General features: G+C 49.7%; 21 protein-coding genes. 12 read left to right on the top strand and 9 right to left on the bottom strand.

The window, feature by feature from the left end; translation table 11 throughout:
* The first annotated feature begins 25 nt into the window (after window positions 1-25).
* Together glpK and glpD are read left to right on the top strand one after the other, a co-directional pair.
* Entirely contained in the window at window positions 26-1549 is a 1524-nt protein-coding gene (glpK, locus tag BGL48_RS01325) for a glycerol kinase GlpK (protein WP_069360961.1), read from the top strand.
* 307 nt (window positions 1550-1856) lie between these two features.
* Window positions 1857-3398, top strand: coding sequence for a glycerol-3-phosphate dehydrogenase (gene glpD, locus BGL48_RS01330; protein ID WP_069360962.1), 1542 nt, complete (start codon window positions 1857-1859; stop codon window positions 3396-3398).
* Window positions 3399-3486: 88 nt separating this feature from the next.
* On the opposite strand, the gene BGL48_RS01335 is transcribed toward glpD, so the two are convergent.
* The 3 genes from BGL48_RS01335 to BGL48_RS01345 all read right to left on the bottom strand — a co-directional run bounded on the left by BGL48_RS01335 (window position 3487) and on the right by BGL48_RS01345 (window position 7253).
* Window positions 3487-4338: an EamA family transporter gene (locus BGL48_RS01335; RefSeq protein ID WP_069360963.1), complete on the bottom strand. Its 852-nt coding sequence runs from the start codon at window positions 4336-4338 to the stop codon at window positions 3487-3489.
* A gap of 170 nt (window positions 4339-4508) precedes the next feature.
* Window positions 4509-6146: a diacylglycerol kinase family protein gene (locus BGL48_RS01340; RefSeq protein WP_069360964.1), complete on the bottom strand. Its 1638-nt coding sequence runs from the start codon at window positions 6144-6146 to the stop codon at window positions 4509-4511.
* Between the two features lie 126 nt (window positions 6147-6272).
* Window positions 6273-7253, bottom strand: a complete 981-nt coding sequence (locus BGL48_RS01345; protein ID WP_069360965.1) for a rhodanese-related sulfurtransferase — start codon at window positions 7251-7253, stop codon at window positions 6273-6275.
* A gap of 402 nt (window positions 7254-7655) precedes the next feature.
* Between BGL48_RS01345 and BGL48_RS01350 the strand changes: the two genes are divergently transcribed.
* On the top strand, window positions 7656-9038 hold the full coding sequence (locus BGL48_RS01350) for an alanine/glycine:cation symporter family protein (RefSeq protein ID WP_201258644.1): 1383 nt from the start codon (window positions 7656-7658) through the stop codon (window positions 9036-9038).
* 110 nt (window positions 9039-9148) lie between these two features.
* Here BGL48_RS01350 and BGL48_RS01355 read toward each other — a convergent pair whose 3' ends face one another.
* Window positions 9149-10144 carry a chemotaxis protein CheV gene (locus BGL48_RS01355; protein WP_069360967.1) on the bottom strand — a complete coding sequence of 332 codons (996 nt, stop codon included), beginning with the start codon at window positions 10142-10144 and terminating at the stop codon, window positions 9149-9151.
* Window positions 10145-10465: 321 nt separating this feature from the next.
* On the opposite strand from BGL48_RS01355, the gene BGL48_RS01360 reads away from it, so the two are divergent.
* From BGL48_RS01360 to BGL48_RS01380, 5 genes are all read left to right on the top strand, one after another.
* On the top strand, window positions 10466-11902 hold the full coding sequence (locus tag BGL48_RS01360) for a coniferyl aldehyde dehydrogenase (protein WP_069360968.1): 1437 nt from the start codon (window positions 10466-10468) through the stop codon (window positions 11900-11902).
* 108 nt (window positions 11903-12010) lie between these two features.
* The gene (locus tag BGL48_RS01365; RefSeq protein ID WP_069360969.1) at window positions 12011-13330 is read left to right on the top strand and encodes an NAD(P)/FAD-dependent oxidoreductase; all 1320 of its coding nucleotides are present in this window, start codon (window positions 12011-12013) and stop codon (window positions 13328-13330) included.
* Between the two features lie 11 nt (window positions 13331-13341).
* Window positions 13342-13683 (top strand): hypothetical protein, encoded by a 342-nt coding sequence (locus BGL48_RS01370; protein ID WP_131825412.1) that lies wholly within the window; start codon window positions 13342-13344, stop codon window positions 13681-13683.
* Between the two features lie 126 nt (window positions 13684-13809).
* Window positions 13810-14313, top strand: coding sequence for a hypothetical protein (locus BGL48_RS01375; protein WP_069360971.1), 504 nt, complete (start codon window positions 13810-13812; stop codon window positions 14311-14313).
* A 372-nt stretch (window positions 14314-14685) separates the two neighbouring features.
* Window positions 14686-16269, top strand: a complete 1584-nt coding sequence (locus tag BGL48_RS01380) for a S8 family peptidase (RefSeq protein WP_069360972.1) — start codon at window positions 14686-14688, stop codon at window positions 16267-16269.
* Window positions 16270-16356: 87 nt separating this feature from the next.
* Here the strand turns inward: BGL48_RS01380 and BGL48_RS01385 are convergent, their stop codons facing one another.
* Entirely contained in the window at window positions 16357-16560 is a 204-nt protein-coding gene (locus BGL48_RS01385; RefSeq protein ID WP_369801929.1) for a nucleoside hydrolase, read from the bottom strand.
* 462 nt (window positions 16561-17022) lie between these two features.
* Between BGL48_RS01385 and BGL48_RS01390 the strand changes: the two genes are divergently transcribed.
* Complete coding sequence (locus tag BGL48_RS01390; protein WP_069360974.1) at window positions 17023-18270, top strand: aromatic amino acid transport family protein; 1248 nt, start codon at window positions 17023-17025, stop codon at window positions 18268-18270.
* A gap of 287 nt (window positions 18271-18557) precedes the next feature.
* Window positions 18558-18743, top strand: coding sequence for a DUF2798 domain-containing protein (locus BGL48_RS01395; protein ID WP_227486448.1), 186 nt, complete (start codon window positions 18558-18560; stop codon window positions 18741-18743).
* A 3-nt stretch (window positions 18744-18746) separates the two neighbouring features.
* Here the strand turns inward: BGL48_RS01395 and BGL48_RS01400 are convergent, their stop codons facing one another.
* The 4 genes from BGL48_RS01400 to BGL48_RS01415 all read right to left on the bottom strand — a co-directional run bounded on the left by BGL48_RS01400 (window position 18747) and on the right by BGL48_RS01415 (window position 24482).
* On the bottom strand, window positions 18747-20150 hold the full coding sequence (locus BGL48_RS01400; RefSeq protein WP_069360976.1) for a transporter substrate-binding domain-containing diguanylate cyclase: 1404 nt from the start codon (window positions 20148-20150) through the stop codon (window positions 18747-18749).
* A 249-nt stretch (window positions 20151-20399) separates the two neighbouring features.
* On the bottom strand, window positions 20400-22325 hold the full coding sequence (locus BGL48_RS01405) for a RecQ family ATP-dependent DNA helicase (RefSeq protein WP_069360977.1): 1926 nt from the start codon (window positions 22323-22325) through the stop codon (window positions 20400-20402).
* Window positions 22326-22484: 159 nt separating this feature from the next.
* On the bottom strand, window positions 22485-23093 hold the full coding sequence (locus tag BGL48_RS01410) for a bifunctional 4-hydroxy-2-oxoglutarate aldolase/2-dehydro-3-deoxy-phosphogluconate aldolase (protein ID WP_069360978.1): 609 nt from the start codon (window positions 23091-23093) through the stop codon (window positions 22485-22487).
* 9 nt (window positions 23094-23102) lie between these two features.
* Window positions 23103-24482, bottom strand: coding sequence for a GntP family permease (locus tag BGL48_RS01415; protein ID WP_069360979.1), 1380 nt, complete (start codon window positions 24480-24482; stop codon window positions 23103-23105).
* A gap of 153 nt (window positions 24483-24635) precedes the next feature.
* On the opposite strand from BGL48_RS01415, the gene BGL48_RS01420 reads away from it, so the two are divergent.
* Both BGL48_RS01420 and edd read left to right on the top strand, forming a co-directional pair.
* Window positions 24636-25157 carry a gluconokinase gene (locus tag BGL48_RS01420; protein WP_069360980.1) on the top strand — a complete coding sequence of 174 codons (522 nt, stop codon included), beginning with the start codon at window positions 24636-24638 and terminating at the stop codon, window positions 25155-25157.
* Window positions 25157-26962: a phosphogluconate dehydratase gene (gene edd / locus BGL48_RS01425; protein WP_069360981.1), complete on the top strand. Its 1806-nt coding sequence runs from the start codon at window positions 25157-25159 to the stop codon at window positions 26960-26962. The genes BGL48_RS01420 and edd overlap by 1 nt, the downstream gene beginning before the upstream one ends.
* The last annotated feature ends 11 nt before the right edge of the window (window positions 26963-26973 follow it).

Raw genomic sequence — 26973 nt, forward strand, 5'->3', positions numbered from 1 at the left:
AAGAGAGATAGAAGGAAACCCTATTATGTCAGCGAACAAGTATATTGTTGCTCTCGACCAAGGCACCACCAGCTCCCGTGCAGTAGTGATGGATCACGATGCTAATATCGTCGGTGTGTCTCAGCGCGAGTTTACGCAAATTTATCCGCAAGCGGGTTGGGTTGAGCACGATCCCATGGAAATTTATGCCACCCAAAGCTCAACGCTGGTGGAAGTGCTGGGCAAAACCGGCATTCGTAGCGATGAGATTGCTGGGCTCGGGATTACCAACCAACGTGAAACCACGATTGTGTGGAACAAAGAAACCGGTAAGCCGGTTTACAATGCCATTGTGTGGCAATGTCGCCGTACTGCCGACATTTGTCATGACTTGCGTGAGCGTGGGTTAGCATCTTACGTGCGTGATAATACTGGGTTAGTCCTTGACCCTTACTTCTCTGGTACCAAGGTCAAATGGATTTTGGACAACGTAGAAGGAGCGCGCGAAGACGCAGAAGCGGGCAAGCTGTTATTCGGTACCGTTGATACCTGGCTGGTATGGAAGATGACCCAAGGGCGTGTGCATGTGACCGATTATACTAACGCCTCGCGCACCATGCTGTTCAATATCAATGATATGTGTTGGGATCAAAAAATGCTCGATGAGCTTGGGATCCCTGCTTCAATGCTCCCTGAAGTGCGTCGCTCTTCCGAAGTCTATGGACAAACGAACATCGGTGGTAAAGGCGGTACGCGTATTCCTATCGCGGGGATCGCGGGTGACCAACAGGCCGCTCTATTCGGACAAATGTGTGTGGAAGCAGGCCAAGCGAAAAACACCTATGGAACCGGCTGCTTTTTGCTAATGAACACGGGGCAAGAAAAGGTCACATCGAGCCATGGCTTGTTGACGACTATTGGTTGTGGCCCGCAGGGTGAACCGTCCTATGCGCTCGAGGGCGCGGTCTTTATGGGTGGGGCCTCGATTCAATGGTTACGTGACGAGCTTAAGGTACTCGAAGATGCGCATGACTCCGAATACTTTGCCACCAAAGTTGATACATCGAATGGCGTGTATGTTGTCCCAGCGTTCACCGGTTTGGGGGCTCCCTACTGGGATGCCTACGCTCGCGGTACCATTGTGGGGCTGACCCGTGGTGTGAACTCTAACCATATCATTCGCGCAACCCTAGAAGGCATTGCCTATCAAACACGTGATGTATTGGATGCCATGCAGGCGGATTCAGGTATCAAACTTGAAGCCTTGCGTGTTGATGGCGGCGCGGTTGCCAATAACTTCTTGATGCAGTTCCAAGCCGATGTGCTCGACACCGACGTTCATCGTCCGGAAGTGACAGAAGTCACCGCGTTAGGCGCGGCATACCTTGCGGGTATGGCTGTCGGTTTCTGGGATGGCCTAGATGAGCTAAAAGATAAAGCCAAACTGAACCGAAGCTTTGAACCACATCGAGACGAAGAAAAACGTAATCGTCGCTATCGTGGTTGGAAGCGTGCCGTAAAATGTGCGCAAGCGTGGGCCGAGCTGCATAATGAAGAAGAAGATGTGTAAGCCTGGTATCATTCTTTCTTAATGAAAGGCGCGTTTTCGCGCCTTTTTTTCATATTACTCTTTCACCGGTCTATGGATCGTATCCCTCTCTCTTACTGCGCCTTTTCTCTGCCTATCACCGTGTCACGCTACTCGCTAGACGGCTTTTTAGTTCACATGAAGGCTTTTTTATTAACACTTATTCTACACTTGTCACACTCAATAATAATTTTTCGAACATAGATAGTGACCGAAAACGAAAGTTGATATACAGTTATACCCATCAGTAAATGTTCGTTCGCTCATATTTGAACAAGGTCGGCTAAAAATGACTACGCATAATTCTCATCAAGACGTACTTCTCGACATCCTCGTGGTTGGGGGCGGGATTAACGGTGCCGGTATCGCTGCCGATGCGGCGGGTCGTGGACTCAATGTGGGTCTGTACGATGCCAAAGATTTCGCATCAGCAACGTCATCCGCGAGCTCGAAGCTTATTCATGGTGGGTTGCGCTATCTCGAGCATTATGAGTTTCGTTTGGTCTCGGAAGCACTGGCCGAACGCGAGGTATTGATCAACAAGGCCCCCCATATTGCCTTTCCGATGCGTTTCCGCTTACCTCATCGCTCGTATCTGCGCCCAGCCTGGATGATCCGTTGTGGGCTCTTTTTATATGATCACCTAGGCAAGCGCTCAACGTTACCGAGCAGCCACAAGGTTGATTTACGCAAAACCGGCTACATGAACAAAGACATGAAAGTCGGGTTTGAGTACTCGGATGCATGGGTTGATGATGCGCGTTTAACCCTGTTAAACGCCCAGTACACGCGCGAGAAAGGCGGGGAAGTCCGTAATTACTGTCAAGTGGTGGCGGCAGAGCGTGAAAACACCATATGGCGGGTGACACTAGAGGATGCGCAGACAGGCGAGCGTTTTGAGCGCAAGGCCAAGGCGTTGGTGAATGCGACCGGTCCTTGGGTGAAGCAATTCTACGATGACAGCCTCCACGAAAAATCGCCGCGCGGGATCAAAATGATCAAAGGCTCTCACATTGTTGTGCCACGCATTCATCAAGATCCACAAGCGTATATTTTGCAGAATAACGATGGCCGTATCGTCTTCGTGATCCCGTATCTCGACAAGTTTTCATTGATTGGTACCACGGACGTGGAGCATAAAGCCGATCCCCGCGAAGCAAAAATTGATGAAGCTGAGATTGATTACTTAGTTGATGTCGTCAATCAGCACTTTACTCACCAAATTCAGCCGCAGGATGTGGTTTGGAGTTACAGTGGCGTGCGACCATTGTGTGATGATGAATCGGACTCGCCACAGGCGATGACACGCGACTACACCATAGAGTTGGAACAACAAGGCAATCAAGCGCCGTTGGTTTCCATCTTTGGCGGTAAGCTCACGACTTATCGTAAGCTGGCGGAGTCCGCGATGCGTAAACTCGAGCCATTCTTTGACAAAATGGGTCAGCCTTGGACAGCTGACGGCACACTGCCCGGCGGAGACTTTAGCTGTACACGTGAAGAATTAGCCCTGTCGATTAAGCAGCGCTATCCATGGTTGAGTGCCGAGACGGCGCAGCGATTTGTCGATACTTATGGCACTCGCACGCATCTGCTGTTGAAAGGTTGCCAGAGCGAGGCGGATATGGGCCACCCATTTGCCGAGGGTGTCTATCAAGTAGAAATCAACTATTTGGTACAGCATGAGTTTGTTCAACATGCGGAAGATGCGTTATGGCGACGTACTAAGCTTGGTCTCTATTTGACTGAAGAACAGGCTGATGCGATTAGCCAGTACATCGAGCAACAGCGCGTCAAGGTACATGCACTGCCATTGAGTGAAGCGAGCTAACACTCGGTAAAGTGAGCCCGTGTCGCTAACACAATGGGATGACAAACAAGAGCGCCGATGGTCGGCGCTCTTTTCGATCGACTGTCTTTTAACGCCTTTTGGCCGATAACGTGCTGCCTAGTGATGCGCTGATCACCATGCCAATGGCGAGCCATTGACGCAGGGCCAGTTGTTCATCGAGCACGAGCAGCCCTGCCATGGCGGCAACAGCAGGCTCTAAACTCATCATCACACTAAAGGTTTGTTTGGGCATGTTGCGTAACGCTATCATTTCCAGAGAATAGGGAATCGCACTTGAGATGAGTGCGACGGCGATTCCCAAGGGTATCAACTGCCATTGAAAAATCGCACCGTCAGTCGCAATATAGCCCGCGGGCACGAGATAGAGGGCCGCAACGCTCATTCCCAGAGCAACCGTCCCGCCGCCTGGCGCCAAATTCCCTGCCTTTTGCCCAAATAGAATATAGCCAGCCCAACAGCCGCCCGCTGCTAGCGCGTAAGCCACTCCTCGCGGGTCGAGCGCATCCACACCCGACAAATCGGGGAGAAGGGTAATAACACCGCCAACGGCGAGCACGATCCAAAGACTGTCTCTGGCGCGACGAATCGAGATTAAGGCCACCAGTAAAGGGCCGGTAAACTCAAGTGCGACGGCAATCCCCAACGGAATGGTCTCGATAGACAAATAAAGCAGCATCATCATGCCACCCAGGCACCCACCATATACCGTAATCGCTCGCCAATGTCGCGCGCGTGGCCACTGACGCCAAGGGCGAAAGACCAGCCACAAAATGAGGGCGGAAAAACCGACACGTAGGGCAGTGGTCCCAATAGGTCCCACCAGAGGGAAAAGCTGTTTGGCAAAGGAGGCGCCAAATTGAATGGCGCACATGGCACCAAAAACACTCAATATCGCCACCAAAAGCGCACGAGCCTGCATAATCCCTCCTTTTAGTAAAATAGGGTTATTACCTTAACATAGAGACAAAAAAAAGCCGCTCCGATGAGAGAGCGGCGAAGATTTTGGAGCGAATTGTCTCAATCCTATCGTATTCGCTAGAATTTTTGTTTGGCTGAATCGTAGGCATCTTTGAGGGATGTGAGTGCCGGTTAGTCGGTCTGATGAGCGTCGGGGAGAGAAGGTGAGAGAATCGCCAGTGATTGAGGCTGCGCGTCAATCGTCAACTTTCGGTCGCGATATAGCTCGCCGTCAATGACATAGTCAATGCCCGATGCGGCCCTTATCGAGACGCGCGTGACCTGTTGATGGTGTGTAAAGCGCCCTAGCCGTGTTTCAAACAGGCTTGCCAGTGCTAGTTCTATCAGGGACAGTGCGGTATCTGTTTTGGTGGAACTCGCAGTGAGCCATGTGACGTCGAGTTTGCCGTCGGCATAATTGGGTTGGCCTTGCCCTTGTGCTAATAAGGTTGTCATTGGCGCGGCATTGGCGACCACCATACTGGTGGTGCGGATCAGCTGAGGCGGGTGCTGGTCGAATTGAACGGTGAGATCGATGGCTTGATTTTGACTGGCGGCCCCCAATAAACCCTGCAAATACGCCCACTGGCCTAGTTGATTTTTTTGCTCTCGAGCGGCGTGGCGAATCATTTGTTGCTCAAAGCCAACGCCCACGACTAACAACGCCACTTTGCCGTTACAGCGTGCAGTATCGATGGTTTTGGGCGTGCCATCCAAAATCACATCGCAAGCGGCATCAATATTTAAAAACTTGGTTTTTATTCCCCACAGTGCATGGCACAAGGCGTTTGCGGTACCAAGCGGCAATACGCCTAAAGGGGTTGAGGTGTTGATCAGTGCTCGCGCAACGGCGTTCACTGTGCCATCTCCACCGGCGGCGATCACCACATCAGCCTGTTGTGAAACCGCGCGGCAAGCGAGTTGATAACTGCGACGATTATGGCGTGTCTGATGGACCACTAACCGATACCCATCACCTAAATAGGACTGAATATAGTCGCGGTGCTTACGCCATTTCTTTCCCCCTGCGGCAGGATTAGCAATGATCCAGGCAATGGGACGCGCCAACCTCAACGCACCGCTTTGCTGGAAACGCACTAAAGCGAGGCGCTGGCGTCGGTTTAAGTGTGCTTTAGGGCGTATCGTTTTGATGGCATCCAGCATCTCATCAAGCGTTTTTTGAGGGGAAAGCGCCCAAAGATAGGCGGCCACCACCATCACGGATCGCCCGCGTCCGAGTGCACAATGTACCACCACCTTGTGTTCGGCTTGTCGCTGTTGATGCAGCCATTGTAACGCGCGCATCAGTTGGCTACGCGAGGGATAGGCGTGATCCAGAACGGGTACTGAGAGATAGGAAACAGCCTGTGATTGGGTGAAGCGATCGATGCTTTCGAACTCAGCGGTAACATCTAATATCCCGTCAATACCTTGCGCTTGTAGATCGGGTATGTCTTTGTCGGTCAGACGGGCACCAACATAGAGCCCAGGCGCGACTTGCTGGACGGGCGGTGTGATATCACGTTTTCTCGCCCAACGGTTATACAGGTGGGTAAAGGCGAAAAATGGCGCAAACATCCACTGGCTGATGCGAGGCAACTGTCCGGATTGGCGCTTGCGAAAAAGGCGAGGCTGATTGCGCCAATAAGCGATGCTAACGGCGAAAAACGCTGCCGCGCACCATGCGAAAAGCAAGCTAAGAAGGAGGTTGGGCATCCACCAGCTGGCGGTGAATAAACACGCGGCGACCAAGCTATAAAAGGGACCCATCAACACGCTTATTCACTCCTTTTTATTCAGCACAGACGCCAGCGGTAAAACAATCCAGTTTTTACTATACGTTAGCCCTGCCCAATATCATAAAAAACGGCACGTCTGGCGTGCCGTTTTGTATTATTATTTATCTTGATTTTGACGTTGGCGCCGGAATTTTTTCATGGCGCGACGGTGTTCAATGATTTTTCTCGCCTCACCGCCGACGTGCTGTTCACCCCGTTCTCGTGCAAGACGGACTTGGTACTCTCGCTCTCGAAACGCTGCCTTTTGGGCGTCGGTGTGTTTGTCGATGCATTTAGGGCAAGAGACGCCTTGCTCATAGTGTTCGCTTTCCATGTCCGCTTGCGTGATGGGTAGGCGACAGGCATTACACATTGCGTAAGACCCTCGCTCCAAATCGTGATTAACAGCTACACGGCTGTCGAAGACATAACACTCACCGTTCCACAAGCTTTCACTCTCAGGCACTTCTTCGAGGTACTTCAGGATCCCGCCTTCTAGGTGATACACCTCATCGAAACCTTTCTCTTTCAAAAAAGCGGTCGATTTTTCACAGCGGATCCCACCAGTACAAAACATAGCCACTTTTTTATGCTTCGTCGGATCAAGCTGCTGTTCGACATAGTCAGGGAATTCACGGAAGCTATCTGTATGTGGGTTAACAGCCCGCTCAAAGGTACCAATCTCGATTTCGTAATCATTACGTGTATCGATCACTAAAACGTCTGGATCGCTGATTAATTGGTTCCATTCTGTTGGCTTGACATAGGTGCCCACGCTTTGGCGCGGATCAATGCCTTCAACCCCCATGGTCACAATTTCTTTTTTGAGTTTTACCTTGGTGCGACTAAATGGCTGGCTGTCTTCGAACGACTCTTTATAGTCAATATCCGCTAGGCGTGGGTCTTTTCTAAACCACGCAAATAGCGCATCCATGTTTTCTCTTGTCGCAGCTACCGTGCCATTTATGCCTTCTTGGGCGAGAAGGAGTGTGCCGCCGATTTGGTTGGCTTCCATGACTTCAAGCAGTGGTGCTTGCAAAGACTGATAGTCGTCGAGTGTGACAAATTTATATAAGGCACAAATGACATATTTAGACATCTTGTTTCCTCTTGCTGGCTGGAGCGTAAATCCAGTGCATGGGTGGTGTGTATACGTGAGCGCGGAGTATAGCGAATGCCACTGACGCAAAACACCGGATAAAAGTAAGGTTAAATGTCACGCTCGCTGATAGTAGAGCACGTCAAACACGCTACTTCGTGTTCAAATCAAATTGCATTGATAGTTATTCATTATTGTCTGGTTTTTGTGAGATCAGCATCACGTATAAACGGTGTTTTTATCGCCTGAAACCTCATTTGGACTTAATTTGAATGGGTTTTTAGTCACGCCAGAATGGTTTATTGCTTTATGGTCTAATTATTTTGTTAGTTGGCGTGTACCGGCTAGGCAGTGGTCTAGCAAGCAAAGTAATTAGCCAAGCATCAAGAAAGGATGCAAAACATGATTGAAGAATGGATTAATGCCTTTGTCGGCTTTATTTGGGGTAAGCCGATGTTGATCTTACTGGTTGGCGGTGGGGTCTTCTTTACCCTTTATGGTAAGTTCACCCCGTTTCGTTATATGGCACACAGCATCAAGCTGTTAACCGGTAAGGTGGACGATGGTAGTGGCCATGGTGATTTATCTCATCGCAAAGCACTTGCTGCCGCGCTCTCCGGCACTTTGGGTCTCGGTAATATTGCCGGTGTGGCTCTGGCGCTAAGTGCCGGTGGACCGGGTGCGGTGTTTTGGATGTGGCTCACCGCATTATTGGGGGTGTCGACCAAGTTTTATACCTGCACACTGGGGGTCATGTATCGTCACAAAGATGCAAATGGCAATGTTCATGGCGGACCGATGTACACGGTACGGCATGGTCTAGGGCCAAAATTTAAATGGCTAGCGGTGATGTTTGCCATTGCTGGTCTAATGGGGTTTGTGCCGTCTTTCCAAATTAACCAACTCGGCGCAGTGGTACAAACTCAGCTCTTTCCTGGGGTCGCTTGGCTAGAAAGCAGCGCGTTCTCTTGGGCGCTGGGTATTGTACTGGCGGTCTTCGTCGGTATGGTGATTTGGGGTGGTTTGAAGCGTGTGGCTGATGTTGCCGGTGCGCTAGTGCCCTTGATGGCGGGCAGCTATATGGTGATGGCGATCGCCGCCTTGGCGCTCAATGCCGAGCGCGTGCCTGGCGTCTTTCAGTCGATTTTCGCCAGCGCTTTTTCACCGGATGCCATGTTCGGTGGCCTGATCAGTGTGATTATTGTGGGGGTGAGTCGTGGTGCTTTCTCTAATGAGGCTGGGATTGGCACCGAAGTCATGGCGCACAGTGCGGCAAAAACCAATGAGCCCGTTCGTGAGGGCTTAGTCGCGAGCCTGGGTCCCATCATTGATACCTTGATTGTTTGTAGTTGCACCGCGCTGGTGATCTTGGTGACCGGTGTGCTTGATCAAGCCGAGGGCATGCAAGGCGTCAGCCTGACCATGGCCGCTTTCAAAGCTGCTTTTGGCGCTCCTGGTGCATGGTTATTGGCGGCACAAGTGTTAGTGTTATCTTTCACCACGGTATTTACATTCTGGTATTACGGCTATAAATGCTTTGTGTATTTATTTGGCGAGCAAGCGGGTCAGTATTATAAGTACCTATACTTATCGCTCGTGGTACTGGGGGCGGTATTATCGCTGGATGTGGTGTTCTTATTCCTCATTGGTGCGTATGGACTGATGGCGGTTCCCACCATGGTCTCAGCGCTGTTGCTGGCGCCTAAGGTAAACCAAGCGGCGAAAACGTATTTCGCCAGTCACCGCTACCGTGAAAGCCATCGTTCACAGGTAGCCGATAGCTAATGAACCGACAGTTAATGGCTTGACGACCCACCTTGGCGTCACGCTAAAACCCACAAAGGCTGCCAATGTGCAGCCTTTGTTGTATTCACCTTGCTCGTTTTTATCGTTGATCAATCGTCGAGCGGTGTGCCGAATACATAGGTATCCGCCAGGCTTACCATGCGACCGATCTCGGGTTTGGTGATGGTATCATTGGCACCCAATTGGAGGGCCTTAGCACGGTTATCCTCGCTCATGATCGACGAGAACATGATAATAGGCATGGTTTTATAGGTATCCATCTCTCTGAGGCGTTTGACCAAGTGCATGCCGTCCATGCGTGGCATCTCGACATCTGACACAATTGCATCGACAAACTCATTAATCGACACACCTTCTTCTTTGGAAATGCGTTCAAATTCGGTGAGTTTGTCAAAGGCCTCGCCACCATCTTTGGCCGATATAATATTAAAGCCGGCTGAGCGTAGCGTGTTTTCAATTAAGCTACGGATGAAAGCGGAATCGTCCACCACTAGGATAGTTTTTGCCTCGCGTTTTTTTGCGCTGGATTCGGAAATGTTGACGTTTCTATCCTGAGTGACATCGTATTTTTCCATGCTCAATTCAGGATTGATATCAGCGATGATTTTTTCGAAGTCTAAGATCATGATCAGGTTTTTGTCTTTGCGGACGACTGCGACCACACAATCTTGCTCGCCTGCCTCTAGGAATTGGCTCGGTGACTCAACGGCTTCCCAGGAAATACGATGGATACGACTAATGCTGTCAATCAAAAAGCCATTAGTCATGTTGTTAAAATCGGTGACAATCACAAATTTATTGTCTTTCTCTGGCCGCGTCGGGACGCCTAACCAGCCCGCCAGATCAATCAGAGGCGTTAGCTTGTCGCGTGACGAAAACACCCCAATCATGTGTGCCTGGGCGTTTGGATAGTCAGTGGTTTCCGGCACTTGGATAACTTCGCGAACCTTGGCAACGTTAATACCGTAATAGCAGGTTTTGGTACTGCCGTCAGGAAGTTGCTTGATTAAGTGAAACTCAATGATCTCTAGCTCATTCGTACCACTTTCCGTCAGTATTTCGTTCTTTGTTGGCTCGTCGTTCATGCCTACCACATTTCCTTTCGATATCAGCGAATAAAGCTGGCGTTAAACTGAGTTTGTTTCAGTATAAGCCTGAGATCAATAAAGCGACAATATTTGCTCAACAACCAAGCTGCTTTCTGTGGGCTATGGCGCTAAAAACGTGATGAATAACAGGGATGAATATACAAGGCTTTAACATGTCAAGACTCAGACGGGCAGCGTAAGCCTTGGTCGCTATACCCGCACAACGACGTGAAGCATGCCCAGTTGCGTTGTTGGTGAGACTATGTCATCAATGAAGAAGTGGTGTGTCGCGATCTTGTATCGACAGAGGAGGCAAGGATGACGGAGCCAGGCTCACAGTGGTTGGAAACGGTTAAAGAGATGCGTGAGACATTCGACGCACAAAAAGAGCAGGTGTCTCGGTGTCCTTTTTTAGAGTACAGCTATCGCCGTGACGCGCTGCTGCGCTTGCGTCAGGCCATCAAGCAAAAATCGTCTGCGTTACAACAAGCCTTGAGTGATGATTACGGCTATCGTGCGCCCGTTGATACTGAAATTGCCGACATCTTGCCCTTGCTGCACCAGATTGATTACACCCGTCGTCGATTAAAGCGATGGATGCAGCCGCAAAAACGGCGTCCAGGCATTACCCTGCTAGGCACCAAATTGGTCGTGCACTTTCAGCCAAAAGGGGTGGTTGGGATTATCGTCCCTTGGAACTTCCCGATTATGCTGGCCCTGAGTCCCTTGATTTGCGCGTTGGCCGCGGGCAATCGGGTGATGCTTAAGCTTTCGGAGTTCACCCCCAACACCAATCGGGTATTACGCGCGTTAATCGCTGAGGTATTTAGCCCAAACGAAGTCGCCGTGGTAGAGGGCGAAGTCGAAGTGTCGCGCCGTTTTAGCGAGTTAGAGTTCGACCACCTCTTTTTTACTGGCTCAACCCAAGTCGGACGCCAAGTCATGCTGGCGGCGGCCGATAATTTAACACCGGTGACCCTCGAATTGGGAGGCAAATCGCCGGTGATCATTGATGATCAAATTGATATGGATGTGGCCGTGTCGCGGCTCATTTACGGCAAGTGTTTAAACGCTGGGCAGATATGTGTCGCGCCCGATTATGTGCTTTGTCCTGAACATCGGCAAGAAGCCTTTATCCACGCCTATCAACGCGCGTTTCGTGCTATGTATCCTGACTTTGAAGCCAACCCAGATTACAGCCAGATCATTAACCAAACGCAAGCGACGCGGCTTGAAGAAACACTCAAAGATTCGCTCGATAAAGGTGCGCGCCGCTGGTGTGCACTCGACCAGCAAACCGTGCCAACCGCCGAAAATCAGCGCTGGCCGACCCAGCTGCTAACCCAGGTCACCGATGACATGCGGGTGATGCAAGAAGAAATTTTTGGCCCGCTCCTACCTATTGTCACCTATCAAGATCTCTCTGAGGCGCTGAGTTATATTCAAGCGCGACCACGGCCGCTCGCGTTGTATTTGATGAGCAATGACGCTGAGATACGCACGCAGGTTACCACACAGCTTCACGCAGGCGGCATGGGGATTAATGAAACCTTGTTTCATGTCGCTGCCGAAGATGCGCCTTTCGGTGGCATTGGTGACTCTGGCATGGGGCATTACCACGGAGTCGAGGGTTTTTATACCTTTAGCCACAGCAAAACCGTCCTCACCCGTGATCAATGGGACACCAGCTTTTTAGTCAAACCTCCGTACAACCGCTGGTACAAACGCTTAATGCGCTGGTGGCTGATGCGATAGTTACTCTTGATTGAATTGTGAATAAAACCACAAAAGCTATCCGGTAACGTTGCGCCCATTTTAATTCACTACTACTAATTAAGCATTATCTTAATTAGTGGGGTGGTCATGCCATATCAAAATTCGAACCAAGAGCGACGCCGTTTTTTAAAACTACTGGCAGGTGCGAGCGCGATAGGCTTGATGCCGGCAAGCTTACCCTCACGTGCTCAGACGCGCGCTAAGGTGGTTATTGTGGGTAATGGTGCTGCCGGTATTGCGTTAGCTAATCGCCTTGTGCAACACCTTTCCGCTGATCAGATAGCATTAGTGGGTTCACGTCAGCGTCACCTGTATCAGCCTGGACAAACTTTGGTGGCATCTGGGTTATGGAAAGTATCCCAAGTCCTATCAACAACAGAACAATGGTTACCTGCTGGTATAAAATGGCACCAACAAAATGCCAATGCGTTTTTACCTGCACAACAACAAGTTGTACTCGAGGATGGCACCAAGCTTAGCTATGACGTACTGGTCGTTGCCATGGGCACCCAACTTAATTACACCCTCATTGAGGGAATGGAGGAACGCCTTATTGGTCAGCATGGTATTGGTAGCGTTTATCCGGGGCCAGAGGGTGCATTAGCAACGGATACGGCGTTCAAACAGTTTATGAATAAAGGCGAAGGCAAAGCCATATTTACTCTTGCTGAAACACCAATCAAGTGCGCGGGCGCACCACTTAAAATGACCTTTACCTCGCTTGCACGTCTTGAGCAGACTGGCCATCGTCAAGCATATGATGTGAACTTCGCCACGCCGTTTAAAGACCGATTATTTTCGATTCCCGTTTATAACGACTTTGTCATGGAACGCTTTGGTGACCAAGGGGTAGACATTGCTGATCAGAAAACGTTGATTGGCATCGACCCGACCAATAAAAAAGCACACTTCTCACTCACAGCAACGGGGAAAACACGGGTCGAAGAGTATGATTATATCCACGTCGTGCCTCCAATGAGTGCGCCCGATGTGATCAAGCATAGTGATCTGGTTTGGAACCAAGGTCCTCATAAGGCTGAATGGATGGCAGCGGACCAATATACGCTACAACATCCCACTTTCCCCAATGTATTTGGTATCGGTGATGTGACTGGGATTCCGCTATCGAAAACGGCTGCAAGTGTAAAAAAACAAGTTCCCATCGTTGAGGCAAACCTCTTAAGTTATCTGAACGACAAGCCTTTAGAGGCTGAGTTCAATGGATATACCTCTTGCCCATTGATCACTGGGTTTGGCAAAGCGATTCTGGCTGAGTTCGGTTACGGTGGCAAATTACTCCCTTCTTTCCCGTTTATTAGTCCAACAGAAGAAACGTGGATGGCTTGGGTAATGAAAGAACAAATGTTGTTACCAGCCTATCAAGCGATGTTGGATGGAAAAATTTAATGGAGGCGGACATGACTCTTGACGCAATTTTTACCGTACTACTGTACTCAGCCGCTCCTTACTGGGGATGGTTATTATTTTTAGTGGGTGTGCCTATAGTGTCGTTAGTGATTTTTCGTCGCTTTTCTTTGCGCAGCGCCAAGCGCGCTTTTGTATTCAGTATTGTAGTCGGCCTTGTCTGTGCACTTTCAGCACCACCGTTAACGGGCTCCAAACTTGCGATGCTTAATGGTGTCGCAGACTGGGGGATGTTAATCATGGTTGCGATAGGTGCGACACTCTACACTATGATCGTGGCGGCGATCGTTTTGAAGCCACAATCAACGTCGTTGTTCGGCCAACGGGCACAATGATCGTATCGAGCGATTCATCAACATAGTGTGCGATCAAATCACTAAACTTTTCCGAAAAATTGATCTATATCTTTGGTTGTTACATAACTGTTAAAAATGGTGCAAAGCAACCAAAGGAGCGACACAATGGCGTTTTCAGTACAACCCGATTCCATGTTGCCAGACATTGGCGATCATGAGCGCGCGATGGTTGAGCAAGAGGTAAAGCTCTCGGTCACCGATGCCAATGGCAAATCACTGGGGTATTTAGCGATGGTGCCAGATGCGCAGCGCTTTATTACCTTAACCCAAGATAACGCAGAGGCGTTGAGTTTTATCAAAACCCCTTGCAGCGTCAATGCGGGCTATTATCAGTGGTCGTTTTTTTATGACGATATTGAGTATGGCCTGGACTGTTTAATTGAACCTGACAGAAACAAGTGTCGGCTATATGCCAATGATCATGCGGCAGCCGCGCCATCGTGGAAGCTTGTTGAGGAAGGGGAGCGTGGTCCTTTGATGATGGCAGCCCCCATCTCAGCGATTGGGCCGGGCACGCGTATTGCTGTTACCTCTGATGAAGCTGACGTTCCGAATGTATTAATTGGAGCGCTTGAAGGCGGCGTGTTGGTGCATGAGCAGCCAAGTTAAATTGGGTTGAACACCGAGTATCTTACCGGCCAGTGCTCTGTCACTGGCTTTTTTTGCCAATCAATCTCACGCTCTAACTGCATGTGTTAATTCACTTTCATTTTAGCTGTGAGCATTATCAAAGAACTGTTCATCAATCATTTTTAGTAAAAAAGTGTTAAGTGCTCACGGATGGCCTATATAAACACTTTGTAAACAAAAAGTTAAAAGTGATGCTGCTGATGTAATAGTAAATAATGCTGGTAGGTTGGACAAATAAAGCGATTTTCTCTGCGGAAAAAGTTGCTGTTGATGCATAGCTTTATAAACGTGCTTGTTGTTATTTGTAGGCAATCAATCTTTGATACGTTTAACCATTGTAAGGAATACAATATGTTAAAGCATGTTCTTAGCTGCTGTATTGCATCAGCATTAGTCGCTGCATCGCCTGCAGCGCTCGCAAAACAGGAAGAGGGTAAACAAGCGATCTCTCAGCAGCAAACGCTAGCGCCACTCGTTGTCGCGTCAGACAAGCAGGGGATTGAAGACCAATACATTGTGGTATTCAAACAACCGATGACGCTCAGCGACGATCCACAAGCGCGACAAACCTTCACGCAGCAGACCGTTTCAAGCATGGTCAACCAACACGCGGTTAAAGTTGAGAAAGTGTTTGATCGCTCGCTGAGTGGCTTTGTAGCTAAGCTTACGCCAGAGCAACTGCGCGCGTTGCGTATGGACGAGCAAGTTGATTTTATTGAGCAAGATAAGACGATTTCCTTGGACCCGGTAATCACCCCAAACGCCAACCAGAGTAATCCAGTTTGGGGGTTGGATCGCATTGACCAACGCAACCTGCCTTTGGATAACAATTACAGCACCAATTTTGATGGCACAGGTGTGACGGCGTATGTCATTGATACAGGTGTGACAACGTCACACGTAGAGTTTGGTGGTCGTGCTCGCTCTGGCTATGACTTTGTTGATAACGATAATGACGCGTCAGACTGTAACGGTCACGGCACCCATGTGGCCGGCACTATCGGTGGTAGCCAATATGGCGTCGCTAAAAATGTCGACATTGTTGGGGTGAGAGTGCTGAGCTGTAGTGGTTCGGGCTCGACGTCCGGTGTGATTGGCGGGGTTGATTGGGTGGCTGCTAATGCCAGTGGACCATCGGTGGCAAACATGAGCTTGGGTGGTGGCGTGTCTACAGCACTGGATCGCGCGGTTGCCAGTGCGGTGCAATCGGGCGTGAGCTTTATGCTGGCGGCTGGCAATTCCAATGCCGACGCCTGTAACAGCTCGCCGGCCCGTGAGCCAAGTGGCGTCACCGTGGGCTCAACAACAAGCAGCGATAATCGCTCTAGCTTCTCCAACTGGGGCAGCTGTCTTGATGTATTTGCACCAGGCTCGCAAATCAAATCTGCTTGGTATGACGGTGGTTATCGCACCATCAGTGGCACGTCAATGGCCACACCTCATGTTGCCGGTGTTGCTGCCTTGTATTTACAAGAAAACAATAGCTTATCGCCAGCACAAGTCGAGAGCTTAATTAGCAACCGTGCTAGCGTCAATAAAATCAGTGATCCTCGTGGTTCGGTCAACAAACTCCTCTACAGCCAAGCGGATAGCAGCTGTGAGCCTGATTGTGGCCCGACGCCAGGGCCAAAAAACGAGCTCAAAAATGGCCAGCCAGTCACGGGTATTGCTGGGGCTCAAGGTGCGCAGCGCTTCTTTTACGTTGATGTTGACGCGGGGCAACGTCTAACGGTCAATATTAGCGGTGGTTCAGGCGATGCAGATTTGTATCTACGCTATGGGGCGAAACCAACTTTAAATAGCTGGGACTGCCGTCCATACAACTACGGCAATAGTGAAGTGTGTACGGTACAAAGCACACAAAAGGGTCGCTATCACGTGATGCTTAATGGTTACACTGCTTTTAACGGTGTCAGTGTGACAGCGCGATACTAATGCGCTGTCATTAAGGCGGTCGCGTTATGACCGAAACCGTTTTATGACCCAAGATGACGTTAAAGCGCGGCGAAAGCCGCGCTTTTTCTAGTCGTATTGGCGTAAGCAATCGCATAGCAAGTTGAGAAAGCCCGCTCGATCGACGGCTATGGTCACCTCGGTATTTGCGAGATTGCCTGTGACGTGATAACGGTCAACCACCGTCATTCCAGTAGTCAACGCGCCTTGTGTCTCGACATCCATCCATACGGACTCACACTCAAACAGTTCAGGCATCACTAGCCTCGTCATGGCCGGGATCGCAGTCGATAATAATGGATTCACGCATAAACTGGCCTGTCGCTGAATTGGCGTGCATGCTGCTCAGCACAGGATAAACGCCTTGCCACTTGCAGCGTATGATCGTCCTCGCTAATTGCTCACGCGAGCGAAATGTAACAGGTGAATAATTTATCATCAAAAACTGAGAGATGAGCTGTTACACATTGTCAACATGTTGCGAACGAAAATGTGGTTGTTGCATTATTTTGCAAACAATTCAATCAATCTAACTTCGGTTAATAATTTGGTGTTTAATTCCATTTTATTAGCCATTATATAGTTATATAAACTGCCATTTTGAATTTAAACTAGATTATATGACAAGTTTTTAACAAAACAATTAGGACATATACCTATTACATTTATGTGATACTTTAAGTCGAACTCGATAGTATGCAACCGCACAAAATATTATAACTAAGAGAGTTTGACGTGAACCAGACTATAGATATCTCCTCAAAAAGAGTATCCCACCGTTGGACCCAACATGATACCCATTGGGCACTGAGCTTGTTCGGTACCGCGGTGGGAGCCGGGATCCTGTTCCTTCCGATTAATCTTGGGATGGGGGGCTTTTGGCCACTCCTAATTATGGCCGTACTGGCGTTTCCGATGACGTTTATGGCTCACCGAGGCTTAGCGCGCTTTGTGTTGTCGTCTCGCCACAAAGATGCCGATTTCACCGATGTGGTTGCCGAACACTTCGGCAGCCATGCAGGCCGTTTGATCTCCGTGCTGTATTTTCTTTCTATTTTCCCCATTTTGTTGATATATGGCGTTGGGCTGACTAATACAGTTGATAGTTTTTTGGTTAATCAACTCGGGTGGGCGTCGCCAAACCGTGTCATGCTGTCTGGTGTGCTAGTCGCAGGTATGATTGCGATCATGATGGGGGGCGAGCGCCTGATGCTGCGTGCATTTGCGGCGATGGTTTATCCGCTGGTTGCTATCTTGGCGTTTTTGTCTTTTTACCTAATACCATCATGGCAAGCACCGAACCTCGCTATGCCCGGGATGGGAGAACTGGGCATGAATCTATGGCTAGCGGTGCCTGTGGTGATCTTTTCGTTCAGCCACGCCGCGGCAATTTCGAGTTTTGCTAATATTCAACGCCGTCACTATGGTGATGACGCCCATGGCAAGTCAGAGCAAATTCTTAAACGCGCGGGCGTGATGTTAGTTGCCTTTGTGCTGCTGTTTGTGTTCTCGTGCGTGCTGACGCTCACTCCAGCACAAATGGCGGAAGCGAAAGCGCAAAATGTATCAGTGCTCTCATACCTTGCTAATGTCACCCAAAATCCATTTATTGGCACTTTGGGGCCATTAGTTGCTTTCATTGCGATCACCTCTTCGTTTTTGGGCCACTTCTTGGGCGCGCGTGAGAGCCTCAATGGCCTGGTGACCAAACACAGCACATTGACCTACAAAAAGGCTGATAAACTTGGCGTGATAGTGATGTTCTTTGCCATTTGGTGGTGTGCGGTGATTAACCCCAGCATCCTCGATATGATGGGCGCATTATCTGGGCCTGTGATTGCGATGATCCTATTTATTATGCCAACGGTTGCGGCCTATAAAGTCAAAGCACTGGCACAGTATCGCGGTAAAGCGGGGACGTACTTTATCTTTGTGACTGGCATGTTGGCGATTTCGGCATTGCTTTATAACTTGATAGGCTAATGAAGAACCCGTTATAACCTGTTAAAAGCGTCCAATGGGCGCTTTTAGGCCTCTAAGCGCAAGTAAAAAACGCGATCACGGCTTCATATGGTGAGTCGTCACTACTGAATTTTATGGAGAGTGACTGATAACCCTCCCTTAAACCCTCCCTCAATAATATACTAAGAGACCACTAACAGTACTTGCTATTTTTCTTTTGTATCACTAAAGTCTAAATATTAGCTTTTTCTTATGTAAAGGTCGCTATGCTGCCTAAACGATTTTTTCCTATTGTTGCGCCTTTTTTAATGTCAGTGTTAATGGTGACACTGATGACAGCGGTAATTACGGCTGTGAATACTGGGTTAAGTGATGGGTTTGTTTGGCGTTGGGTTGAGGCTTTTATCGTCGCTTGGCCGATCGCATTCACCATTATTTTTCTCTCGTCAAAGCATGTACAGCGTTTAGCGCAGTGGTTATGCAGTCGCGATTAAAGATCAATCGAACACGTTGAGAACGGCGCAGTTCTTACCTTGCTTTTTAGCTTGATACATAGCTTTATCGGCATCAACAATTTCACTGTGAGGCATACCATTTGGGTAGTAAGCCACGCCCAAACTGATGGTAACGGGCATAGACGGATGGTTAAATAACCCAAGGCTTTGTCTTGATATCTCGTTGCACAGTAGCTTACCTTGCGCGAGGGCGCGTTCAGCGGAGGAAAAATACTGTAGTACGGCAAACTCCTCGCCACCAATCCTCGCCACCACGGCGTCGTTGGTCAATAGACTCCGCGCTGTTTGGGCAACAAAGCAAATGACTTCGTCGCCATGGGCGTGGCCAAAGCCATCGTTAAAGGCTTTGAAATCATCAATATCAAACACCATCAGAGTTACCCCCTTTATGTCGCGCATTTGCCCATATAAGCACTGATAAAAATAACGTCTGTTGTGTAGCAAGGTGAGTGAGTCGGTAATGGCTTGGTCTTGCAATAAGTCGTTGGCGGCTTGTAATGCGCGGGTTTTTTGTTTAACTGTTCTTTTCAGTAACATGATATAGCTGATCGCAATGATCACGCCAAACACGAACAGCGTTGGCAATAAATACGCCGGATAGACGGTCTCGACATCGTAATACACCCAGCGGTTTAAGAGCTGCCGTTTGGTATCTTCGTCGAGCCAAGCAAACTTATTATCAATCTGGTTGAGTAATGCCGTATTCCCTTTTGCAAAACCGGCATACAACATTTCTGTATACAGGTGTCTGACAGGCACAAACAGATTTTGGTTAGTGGTGGTGTAAAGGTAATAATTGGCCACTTGTAGATCGGCGACGAAGGCTTGGATCTCTTCCGATAACGCCGCATCAAGCATGGCTTGGTTATTGCGGAAAAGCTGTAGCGTTACGTTTGGAAATTCCGTTCTCATAAACTCTTCTTCGTACCCACCTTGCACAACACCGACTGTGTGGTCGGTATCACCCGCTAACACATAATCCGCTGATACGCCCGTGAGCGCCTGGCTAAAGAATACTTGCGTATCGATGCTGAACAATGGAGTGCCGAAATCCATAAACGCTAGCCGTTCTGGCGACTGGAGTAAGCCGGCGTGAACATCGGCTTCACCGTTTCGCACAGCGTCAATAGAGTCTTGCCAGTCGGTCAAAACGAATTCAATTTGATAGCCATTGCGTTTGCCAAATTCTTTCCAAAAGTCAATCAAGATCCCTTTCGGTTGTTGATTGTCGTCAAGATAGGAAAATGGCCGCCAAGCGTGTGAGTTAGCGACTTTTAATACAGGGCTTTGTGGCTTGGATTGCTGATTCTGCTCTGCATTAAGCGCTAGGCTGATCGACAGGAGTACGCTGGCGCCCAAAACCACAATGATGTGACGAATCAACATACATAGCACCCCAGAATGACTCATAAACAACCCTTGAATCTGGTAATGAATTCAAATGACGCCGCCCAACGCATCACGTCATTATGATCAGTATATGATTAAAACCTCAGCGGCTGGGGATAAATGTCACTTTTCCCCGATACTGAGAGGATAGTATGTTGACGATGATGCAAAAAATTTCGGTAGTTTAGAGGCATGTGGGGGCGCACCGGGCGTTGCCAAGCTGCCGACGCACCACATTGTTATCCGTTAGTGTTTGGCTCCGTGCTCAGCGAGGACATGAGCGTTGACTGTTTGAAAGGGGTACGACGCGAGGGCGCCAAAACCGGGTATTGTCTTCGCTTTGATTTTGGTATGGAGCGGCGAAGATAGACCGAGTAAAAAGCGCGTGGTCGCCGCGTGGCTTGGCGTTTCATCGCAAGCGGCGGCAAAGTGCTGACACCATGATGATAATGCATGTACATCGATCGCGGGTAACTCTGGACGGGGAAGTAAATGAGCAATATGTCCTTGGCATACCGAGCAGTGACCACAGGTAGTTGGTGCGTCGCGATCTCCAAAGTAGTCGGCAAGGCGCTGACTAATACAGGTTGAAGAGGCCAATAAAGCCAGTAATTGGTTGATGCGGGCTAGTTCGCTCTCTTCCTTTTTAGCAAAAAGATTATGTAATTGTTCGGTCTGCGCTTGAACATCAATCTCATTGGGGCTGACCGAAAAGACTTGCGTAGCTTGTTGAGTGGCAAGTGACAGCCAACCTTGTTCATGAAAATATTCCAGTGCTTTTAACGCGCGCTTTCTTTCTGCCCCAAAGCGTTGCCACAGTTGTTGGAAATCCATCTTGTACCAGGTTTTGGCTTTGACCGCGCATGCAAATAGCTGGGCTACAAATTCGCGCCGCTCACCCTGAAATTTAGCCGTAATGGTGTCTGGCGACGCAACACATTGGAACTTCACATCGGCAAAGTAACTGTATTGGCTGGTGATCACGCCGGCCATTTCTAAATAAACCAGCAAGGTTTTTAGCGGTAAAAGGCGAATATTATACGTCCGTGACAGGCTGTGCAGCATAACTTCCCATTGTTGACCCGCTTGTTTTATTTCTTCCAGTACGCCCTGAATCGCTGCCTTGTCGGGTGTATCGCCGTAGATAAAATTTTCCAGCACATTCAGGCTAGATTGGTTGGCGAGCACTGTGCACGTTGCGTTTTCTCCGTCTCGTCCCGCGCGGCCAATTTCTTGGCTATAATTTTCGATTGATTTAGGTAAGTCAAAATGGATGACACGCCGGATGTCCGCCTTATCGACGCCCATCCCAAAAGCGATGGTCGCGACAATACACGGCGCACGGCCCGACATAAATGCCTCTTGTATTGATACACGCGTCTCGTGATTCATGCCGGCATGATAAGCGGTCGCGGGGATATGCTGGGTTTGTAGCCACTCGGCGATATTCTCCGCGGTCTGCTGCTGGGTGACATAAATGACAGTTGGCAAATGGGGGTCGGGCTGCAACTGCTTAATTAGCGCTTGCTGTTTGTGCGCCTCTTCCACGGCGACCACATTCAGGTGTAGGTTAGGACGATAAAAGCCGGTTAACGTGGTGTTATTTGACGGAATCGCAAACTTTCGCTGCATGTCTTCAACCACTGCCGGCGTCGCAGTTGCGGTGAGAAGCAACACCTGTGGAATACTCAACTGCTCTCGGTAGGCGGGGAGTTTGAGATAATCGGGGCGAAAATTGTGGCCCCACTCAGAGATGCAGTGTGCTTCATCTACGACCAATAAAGAGATCGGGATGGGGGCAATAAATTGGCGAAAGCGTTCGTTGTTTAACCGTTCGACCGAAATCATCAGGACTTTGATGTCGCCGCGACGGATCTGCTCCATCACTTGTTTAGTTTGCTCGGGAGTCTGTGTGGAATCAATGGTAGCGGCGGCAATGCCTTTGCGGCGCATAAATGCGATTTGATCATGCATTAATGCAAGCAAAGGTGAAATCACTAGGGTTAAGTGGGGCAGTTGTGTGGCGGGCAGTTGATAGCACAATGACTTACCCGCACCGGTAGGAAAAATCGCACAGGCCGACTCCCCTTGCATTATCTGAGAAATCACCGACTCTTGTCCTGTCCGAAATGATGAAAACCCAAAAACGTCCTCAAGTGCTTGTGCCAACATACCGTCTTTCCCCTATTTTTAACCCAGTGTCTGTTTTTGAACAGGCGGGAAAAGGTATCGGCTATGTGCCGAGGTTGCAAGCACAGGCGGTATGCGTGCGAGCGGCCCCATTATCTTCAATAAGTGGGGCCGATCTTTTCTTAACGGATGCGAGAGCTATCACAGCGCCTCAATCAGTGCCGCGATCTCATCCCACCTTTGCTCATCAATCAACTTGCCGGGCACCATCCAGGTGCCGCCGCATGCGAGCACCGAGGGCAACGCGAGATAATCACTCACATTCGCCTCACTCACGCCGCCGGTTGGCATGAAACTGACGGGGTAGACGGCAGATAACGCTTTTAACATCGCAATGCCGCCCGACGCTTCCGCGGGGAAAAACTTCAACGTATCAAGCCCAATTTCCATGGCTTGCTCGACTAAACTGGGGTTATTGATACCGGGGATGATAGGAATGCCGCGTTGCTGGCAATGTTTCACTGTGGTGGGGTTAAGCCCAGGGCTGACAATAAAATCGGCGCCTGCGTCAATCGCAGCGTCGACTTGGGTAGTAGTGAGTACCGTACCCGCACCTATGAGCATATCGGGATACGCATCGCGCATGAGACGAATAGCACGGGCAGCCGCGTCGGTACGAAAGGTGATTTCGGCGCACGGTAGGCCATTATCCACCAAGGTTTTGGCGAGCGGGACAGCATCATCCGCATTGTTAATCGCAATCACTGGCACGATGCGAATTGCCTTAAGGCGTTGATTCAGTTCAGTCATGGGGGTCCCTTACAGTAAAATGCTTAATAGCGCAACGATAACAAACGCGATGGTTCCGAGCAGGGTTTCCATCACAGTCCAAGTTTTAAGTGTGGTTTTTTCATCCATTTCGAGCAGGCGCGACACCAACCAAAAGCCCGAGTCGTTGAAATGCGATAAAACGGTGGCTCCACCTGCAATCGCGATGACAATAAAACATAAATCCAATTGAGATAAACCCACAGTGTGCGACACCGTAGGCGCGATGAGTGCTGCTGTGGTGGTGAGAGCAACGGTGGCAGAGCCTTGTGCAACGCGCAAGCAGGTAGCAATCACAAATGCTGCCAATATTATCGGCATGCCCGTGTCTGACAGCATGGTGGCGAGTGCTTGACCGATACCGCTCGCGCGCAAGACGCCACCAAACATGCCGCCCGCGCCAGTGACCAAAATCACCGCACAAATTGGCGCTAACGAATCGGTACACAGTTTTTCCATTTTACTCTTACCCAGTTTTTGGCCAAAGACCAACAAACAGGTCAATAGGGTGATGAGCAGTGCAACTGGAGTTTTACCCAGCATACGCAAAAAACCGACCCAAGTGCTTTCCCCGTTAACCATACCCGCGACACTGAGTGCGTTCAGACCCGTATCGAGGAAAATAAGCAGTACAGGGAGCAATAAAATCATCAACACAGTTGAAAAGGCGGGGTAATCCTTTTTGCTTTTAAACATGACCTCGGTGTTTAAAAACGCTTTCGCGAGTGGGATGTTGAATTTCTTGCCGGCATACAGGCCAAACAAGTAGCTACCCAAATACCAAGTAGGAAACGAAACCAGGAGCCCGACCACCAAGAGTAGGCCCATGTCTGCGCCAAGTAAATCTGAGGCAGCAACGGGGCCGGGATGTGGGGGGACAAAGGTATGCATAACCGCAAATGCCCCTGCGACAGGTAGGGCGTATTTTATCGGTGAGCCACCTAAGCGTTTTGCGACGCTAAACATGATTGGCATCATCACAATCAGCCCCGCGTCGAAAAAGATAGGAAAGCCAAACAGTAAAGAGGCAATACCGAGTGCTAGCGGGGCACGGGCTTCGCCAAACCGAGCGATCAGTGTATCGGCCAAGACATTTGCACCGCCGGTGACTTCGAGAATTTTGCCTATCATGGCACCCAGCCCGACGAGTAAGGCAACCGACGCGAGGGTATTGCCAAAACCCGTCATCATGGTTGGCACCACGTTATCGATAGGGATTCCGGTGGTGAGTGCTGTGGCCAAGCTGACCAACGTCAGCGATGCAAAAGCATGTACCTTAAGCTTCATTATTAGGAGTAATAACAACGCGATAGCGCCCAATGCTATCAAGAGTAAGGTGGTGGGTTCAGGGCTTTGTGCGAGTAGTTCCATGGCTCACCTCTTCATACCAAGATGTTTTGTGTTAAACGTCACAAAGTTAAAAGTTACCGGTAACATGTTACCGGTAACCACACTAAGATAAAGACAATTATTGAATGCATGACCAAAAATGAGATCTAGTTAAAATCTCGCTAAGGAGTCGGTATGGAAATGGGTAGTGTGATTGTGATGGGCGTGAGTGGTTGTGGAAAAAGTACCCTAGGTGCGAAGTTGGCACAGCATTTGGGGGCCAAGTTTATCGATGGTGATGACTTACACCCTCGCGCAAATATCGAGAAAATGGCATTAGGACACCCCCTCAACGATAAAGACCGGGAGCCTTGGCTTGAGAGGATCCGTGATGTCGCGTTTAGTTTGGAGCAAAAAAATGAATTCGGTGTCATCGTTTGCTCTGCGCTTAGACGTCAATACCGGGACAGGCTTCGAGAGGGGAATAAGAGCGTCATTTTTCTGTTTCTCGATGGTAGCTATGAGTTAATTCTTGAACGTTTGCGAGCGCGTAAAGGCCACTTCATGAGAACCGAAATGCTTGACAGTCAATTTGCTGCTTTAGAAAAACCGACGGGTATTGAATCAGACGTGATTTCTGTTGATATCAATCGAGACATCGAATCCTTAACAAAGTACGCCGCGTGTCTCATTACTGGTAACCAAGAGGTAGCTTGATGATGCATCCTAAAGTTGAGGCGGTGACTAACGAGCTACGCCAACGCAGCGAATCTGCGCGCACCGCATTTTTACGCCAAACCCAGTGGCAAGTCGAGGCAGGTAAGACGCGAGCAAGCTTGTCTTGTGGCAACATCGCGCATGCGGTCGCCGCATCGTGCCAGCAAGACAAACAGCAGATGCTGGATATGACCACTGCCAATGTGGCGATTATCAGTGCCTATAACGACATGCTTAGCGCTCACGCACCTTATGCTTACTACCCTGATCAGATCAAAGCCGCCTTGCAGCCATTGGGCCACACGGCGCAAGTGGCAGGCTGTGTGCCTGCGATGTGTGATGGGGTGACGCAAGGCCAGCCAGGGATGGAGATGTCGTTGTTTTCACGTGATGTGATTGCTCAGGCAACTGCGATATCGTTAAGTCATAATGTGTACGATGCCACACTGTTGCTTGGCGTATGCGATAAAATTGCGCCGGGGCAACTGATGGGCGCGCTTACCTATGCACACTTACCGACGTTATTTGTGCCCTCTGGCCCGATGCCCACGGGCTCAACCAACGAGGAAAAAGTGGCCGTGCGTCAAGCATATGCAGCCGGTGACATCGGAAAAGAGGCATTATTGGCGATGGAATGTCAGGCTTATCACAGCCAAGGGACCTGCACCTTCTACGGCACGGCCAACACCAATCAACTGGTGCTTGAAGCTATGGGATTAATCCTTCCCGGCGCTGCGTTTGTCGCCCCTAACTCGGCGTTGCGCCAAGCGTTGACTTGCTATGCTGCGACAGCGTTAGCATCCCAGTGTACGGGAAGTGCGACATTCCGAGCCCTCGCCGATGTGGTGACGGAAAAAAGCGTTATTAATGGCGTGGTCGCGTTGTTGGCTTCAGGCGGCAGCACCAACCATACCATCCATTTGGTGGCCATGGCGCGGGCAGCAGGGATTAAACTAACGTGGGAAGATATTGATGCGTTATCCCATGTGGTTCCCTTATTGACTCGAATGTATCCTAACGGCCCGGCTGATATTAATGCTTTTGAAGCGGCCGGAGGCGTCCCCACTCTGATGACTCACTTACATGCGCTAGGGTTATTGCATGCCGATACCTTGCCTGCCGTTGGCCAATTTAGCGACCAATTGACTACTCCACGATTAGATCAGGGGCAGCTTGTTTGGGAAGCCGCCACACCATCAAACGACACAGGGGTGATAGCTGCTCCCGGCTCGCATTTCAGCTCAACCAGTGGATTACGCATGCTATCTGGCAATGTGGGTAATGCCGTGATCAAGGTCTCTGCAGTAGCTCCGGAGCACCGTGTGGTTAGTGCGCCTGCGCGGGTGTTTGATTGTCAGCACGAGGTCGAGCAGGCCTATCAACGGGGTGAGCTTACCCAGGATGTGGTTGTGGTGGTGCGTTTCAATGGCCCGGCTGCGAATGGCATGCCAGAGCTGCATAAGCTCATGCCGATTCTTGGCAATGTGCAAAAAATGGGTTATCAGGTTGCACTGGTGACAGATGGTCGGTTGTCGGGCGCATCGGGCAAGGTCCCTGCCGCTTTGCACGTCTGTCCCGAAGCCATGCATGGCGGTGTGCTGGCCGCTATTAAAGATGGCGATCTGATCTCATTGGATGCCAATGCTGGCGTATTGACGTGTCATGCTGATTTATCTCTGCGCCCTGTGGCAGAACCGCCCCAAGCTACCCAAACGTGGGGACGTGATTTGTTTGTAGCGGCGCGTCAGCAGGTATCACGCACTGACGAGGGGGCGACGTACTTACTTCCTTCATCGCGTGCATAAGCCATAGTGTG

This window comes from Salinivibrio sp. SS3, from assembly GCF_001722105.1.
Lineage (GTDB): Bacteria > Pseudomonadota > Gammaproteobacteria > Enterobacterales > Vibrionaceae > Salinivibrio > Salinivibrio kushneri.

Bases quoted from the DNA above. Each gene is read 5' to 3' on its own strand.
- glpK (WP_069360961.1), top strand. From the start codon at position 26: ATGTCAGCGAACAAGTATATTGTTGCTCTCGACCAAGGCACCACCAGC.
- glpD (WP_069360962.1), top strand. From the start codon at position 1,857: ATGACTACGCATAATTCTCATCAAGACGTACTTCTCGACATCCTCGTG.
- BGL48_RS01335 (WP_069360963.1), bottom strand. From the start codon at position 4,338: ATGCAGGCTCGTGCGCTTTTGGTGGCGATATTGAGTGTTTTTGGTGCC.
- BGL48_RS01340 (WP_069360964.1), bottom strand. From the start codon at position 6,146: ATGGGTCCCTTTTATAGCTTGGTCGCCGCGTGTTTATTCACCGCCAGC.
- BGL48_RS01345 (WP_069360965.1), bottom strand. From the start codon at position 7,253: ATGTCTAAATATGTCATTTGTGCCTTATATAAATTTGTCACACTCGAC.
- BGL48_RS01350 (WP_201258644.1), top strand. From the start codon at position 7,656: ATGATTGAAGAATGGATTAATGCCTTTGTCGGCTTTATTTGGGGTAAG.
- BGL48_RS01355 (WP_069360967.1), bottom strand. From the start codon at position 10,144: ATGAACGACGAGCCAACAAAGAACGAAATACTGACGGAAAGTGGTACG.
- BGL48_RS01360 (WP_069360968.1), top strand. From the start codon at position 10,466: ATGACGGAGCCAGGCTCACAGTGGTTGGAAACGGTTAAAGAGATGCGT.
- BGL48_RS01365 (WP_069360969.1), top strand. From the start codon at position 12,011: ATGCCATATCAAAATTCGAACCAAGAGCGACGCCGTTTTTTAAAACTA.
- BGL48_RS01370 (WP_131825412.1), top strand. From the start codon at position 13,342: ATGACTCTTGACGCAATTTTTACCGTACTACTGTACTCAGCCGCTCCT.
- BGL48_RS01375 (WP_069360971.1), top strand. From the start codon at position 13,810: ATGGCGTTTTCAGTACAACCCGATTCCATGTTGCCAGACATTGGCGAT.
- BGL48_RS01380 (WP_069360972.1), top strand. From the start codon at position 14,686: ATGTTAAAGCATGTTCTTAGCTGCTGTATTGCATCAGCATTAGTCGCT.
- BGL48_RS01385 (WP_369801929.1), bottom strand. From the start codon at position 16,560: ATGACGAGGCTAGTGATGCCTGAACTGTTTGAGTGTGAGTCCGTATGG.
- BGL48_RS01395 (WP_227486448.1), top strand. From the start codon at position 18,558: ATGTCAGTGTTAATGGTGACACTGATGACAGCGGTAATTACGGCTGTG.
- BGL48_RS01400 (WP_069360976.1), bottom strand. From the start codon at position 20,150: ATGTTGATTCGTCACATCATTGTGGTTTTGGGCGCCAGCGTACTCCTG.
- BGL48_RS01405 (WP_069360977.1), bottom strand. From the start codon at position 22,325: ATGTTGGCACAAGCACTTGAGGACGTTTTTGGGTTTTCATCATTTCGG.
- BGL48_RS01410 (WP_069360978.1), bottom strand. From the start codon at position 23,093: ATGACTGAACTGAATCAACGCCTTAAGGCAATTCGCATCGTGCCAGTG.
- BGL48_RS01415 (WP_069360979.1), bottom strand. From the start codon at position 24,482: ATGGAACTACTCGCACAAAGCCCTGAACCCACCACCTTACTCTTGATA.
- BGL48_RS01420 (WP_069360980.1), top strand. From the start codon at position 24,636: ATGGAAATGGGTAGTGTGATTGTGATGGGCGTGAGTGGTTGTGGAAAA.
- edd (WP_069360981.1), top strand. From the start codon at position 25,157: ATGATGCATCCTAAAGTTGAGGCGGTGACTAACGAGCTACGCCAACGC.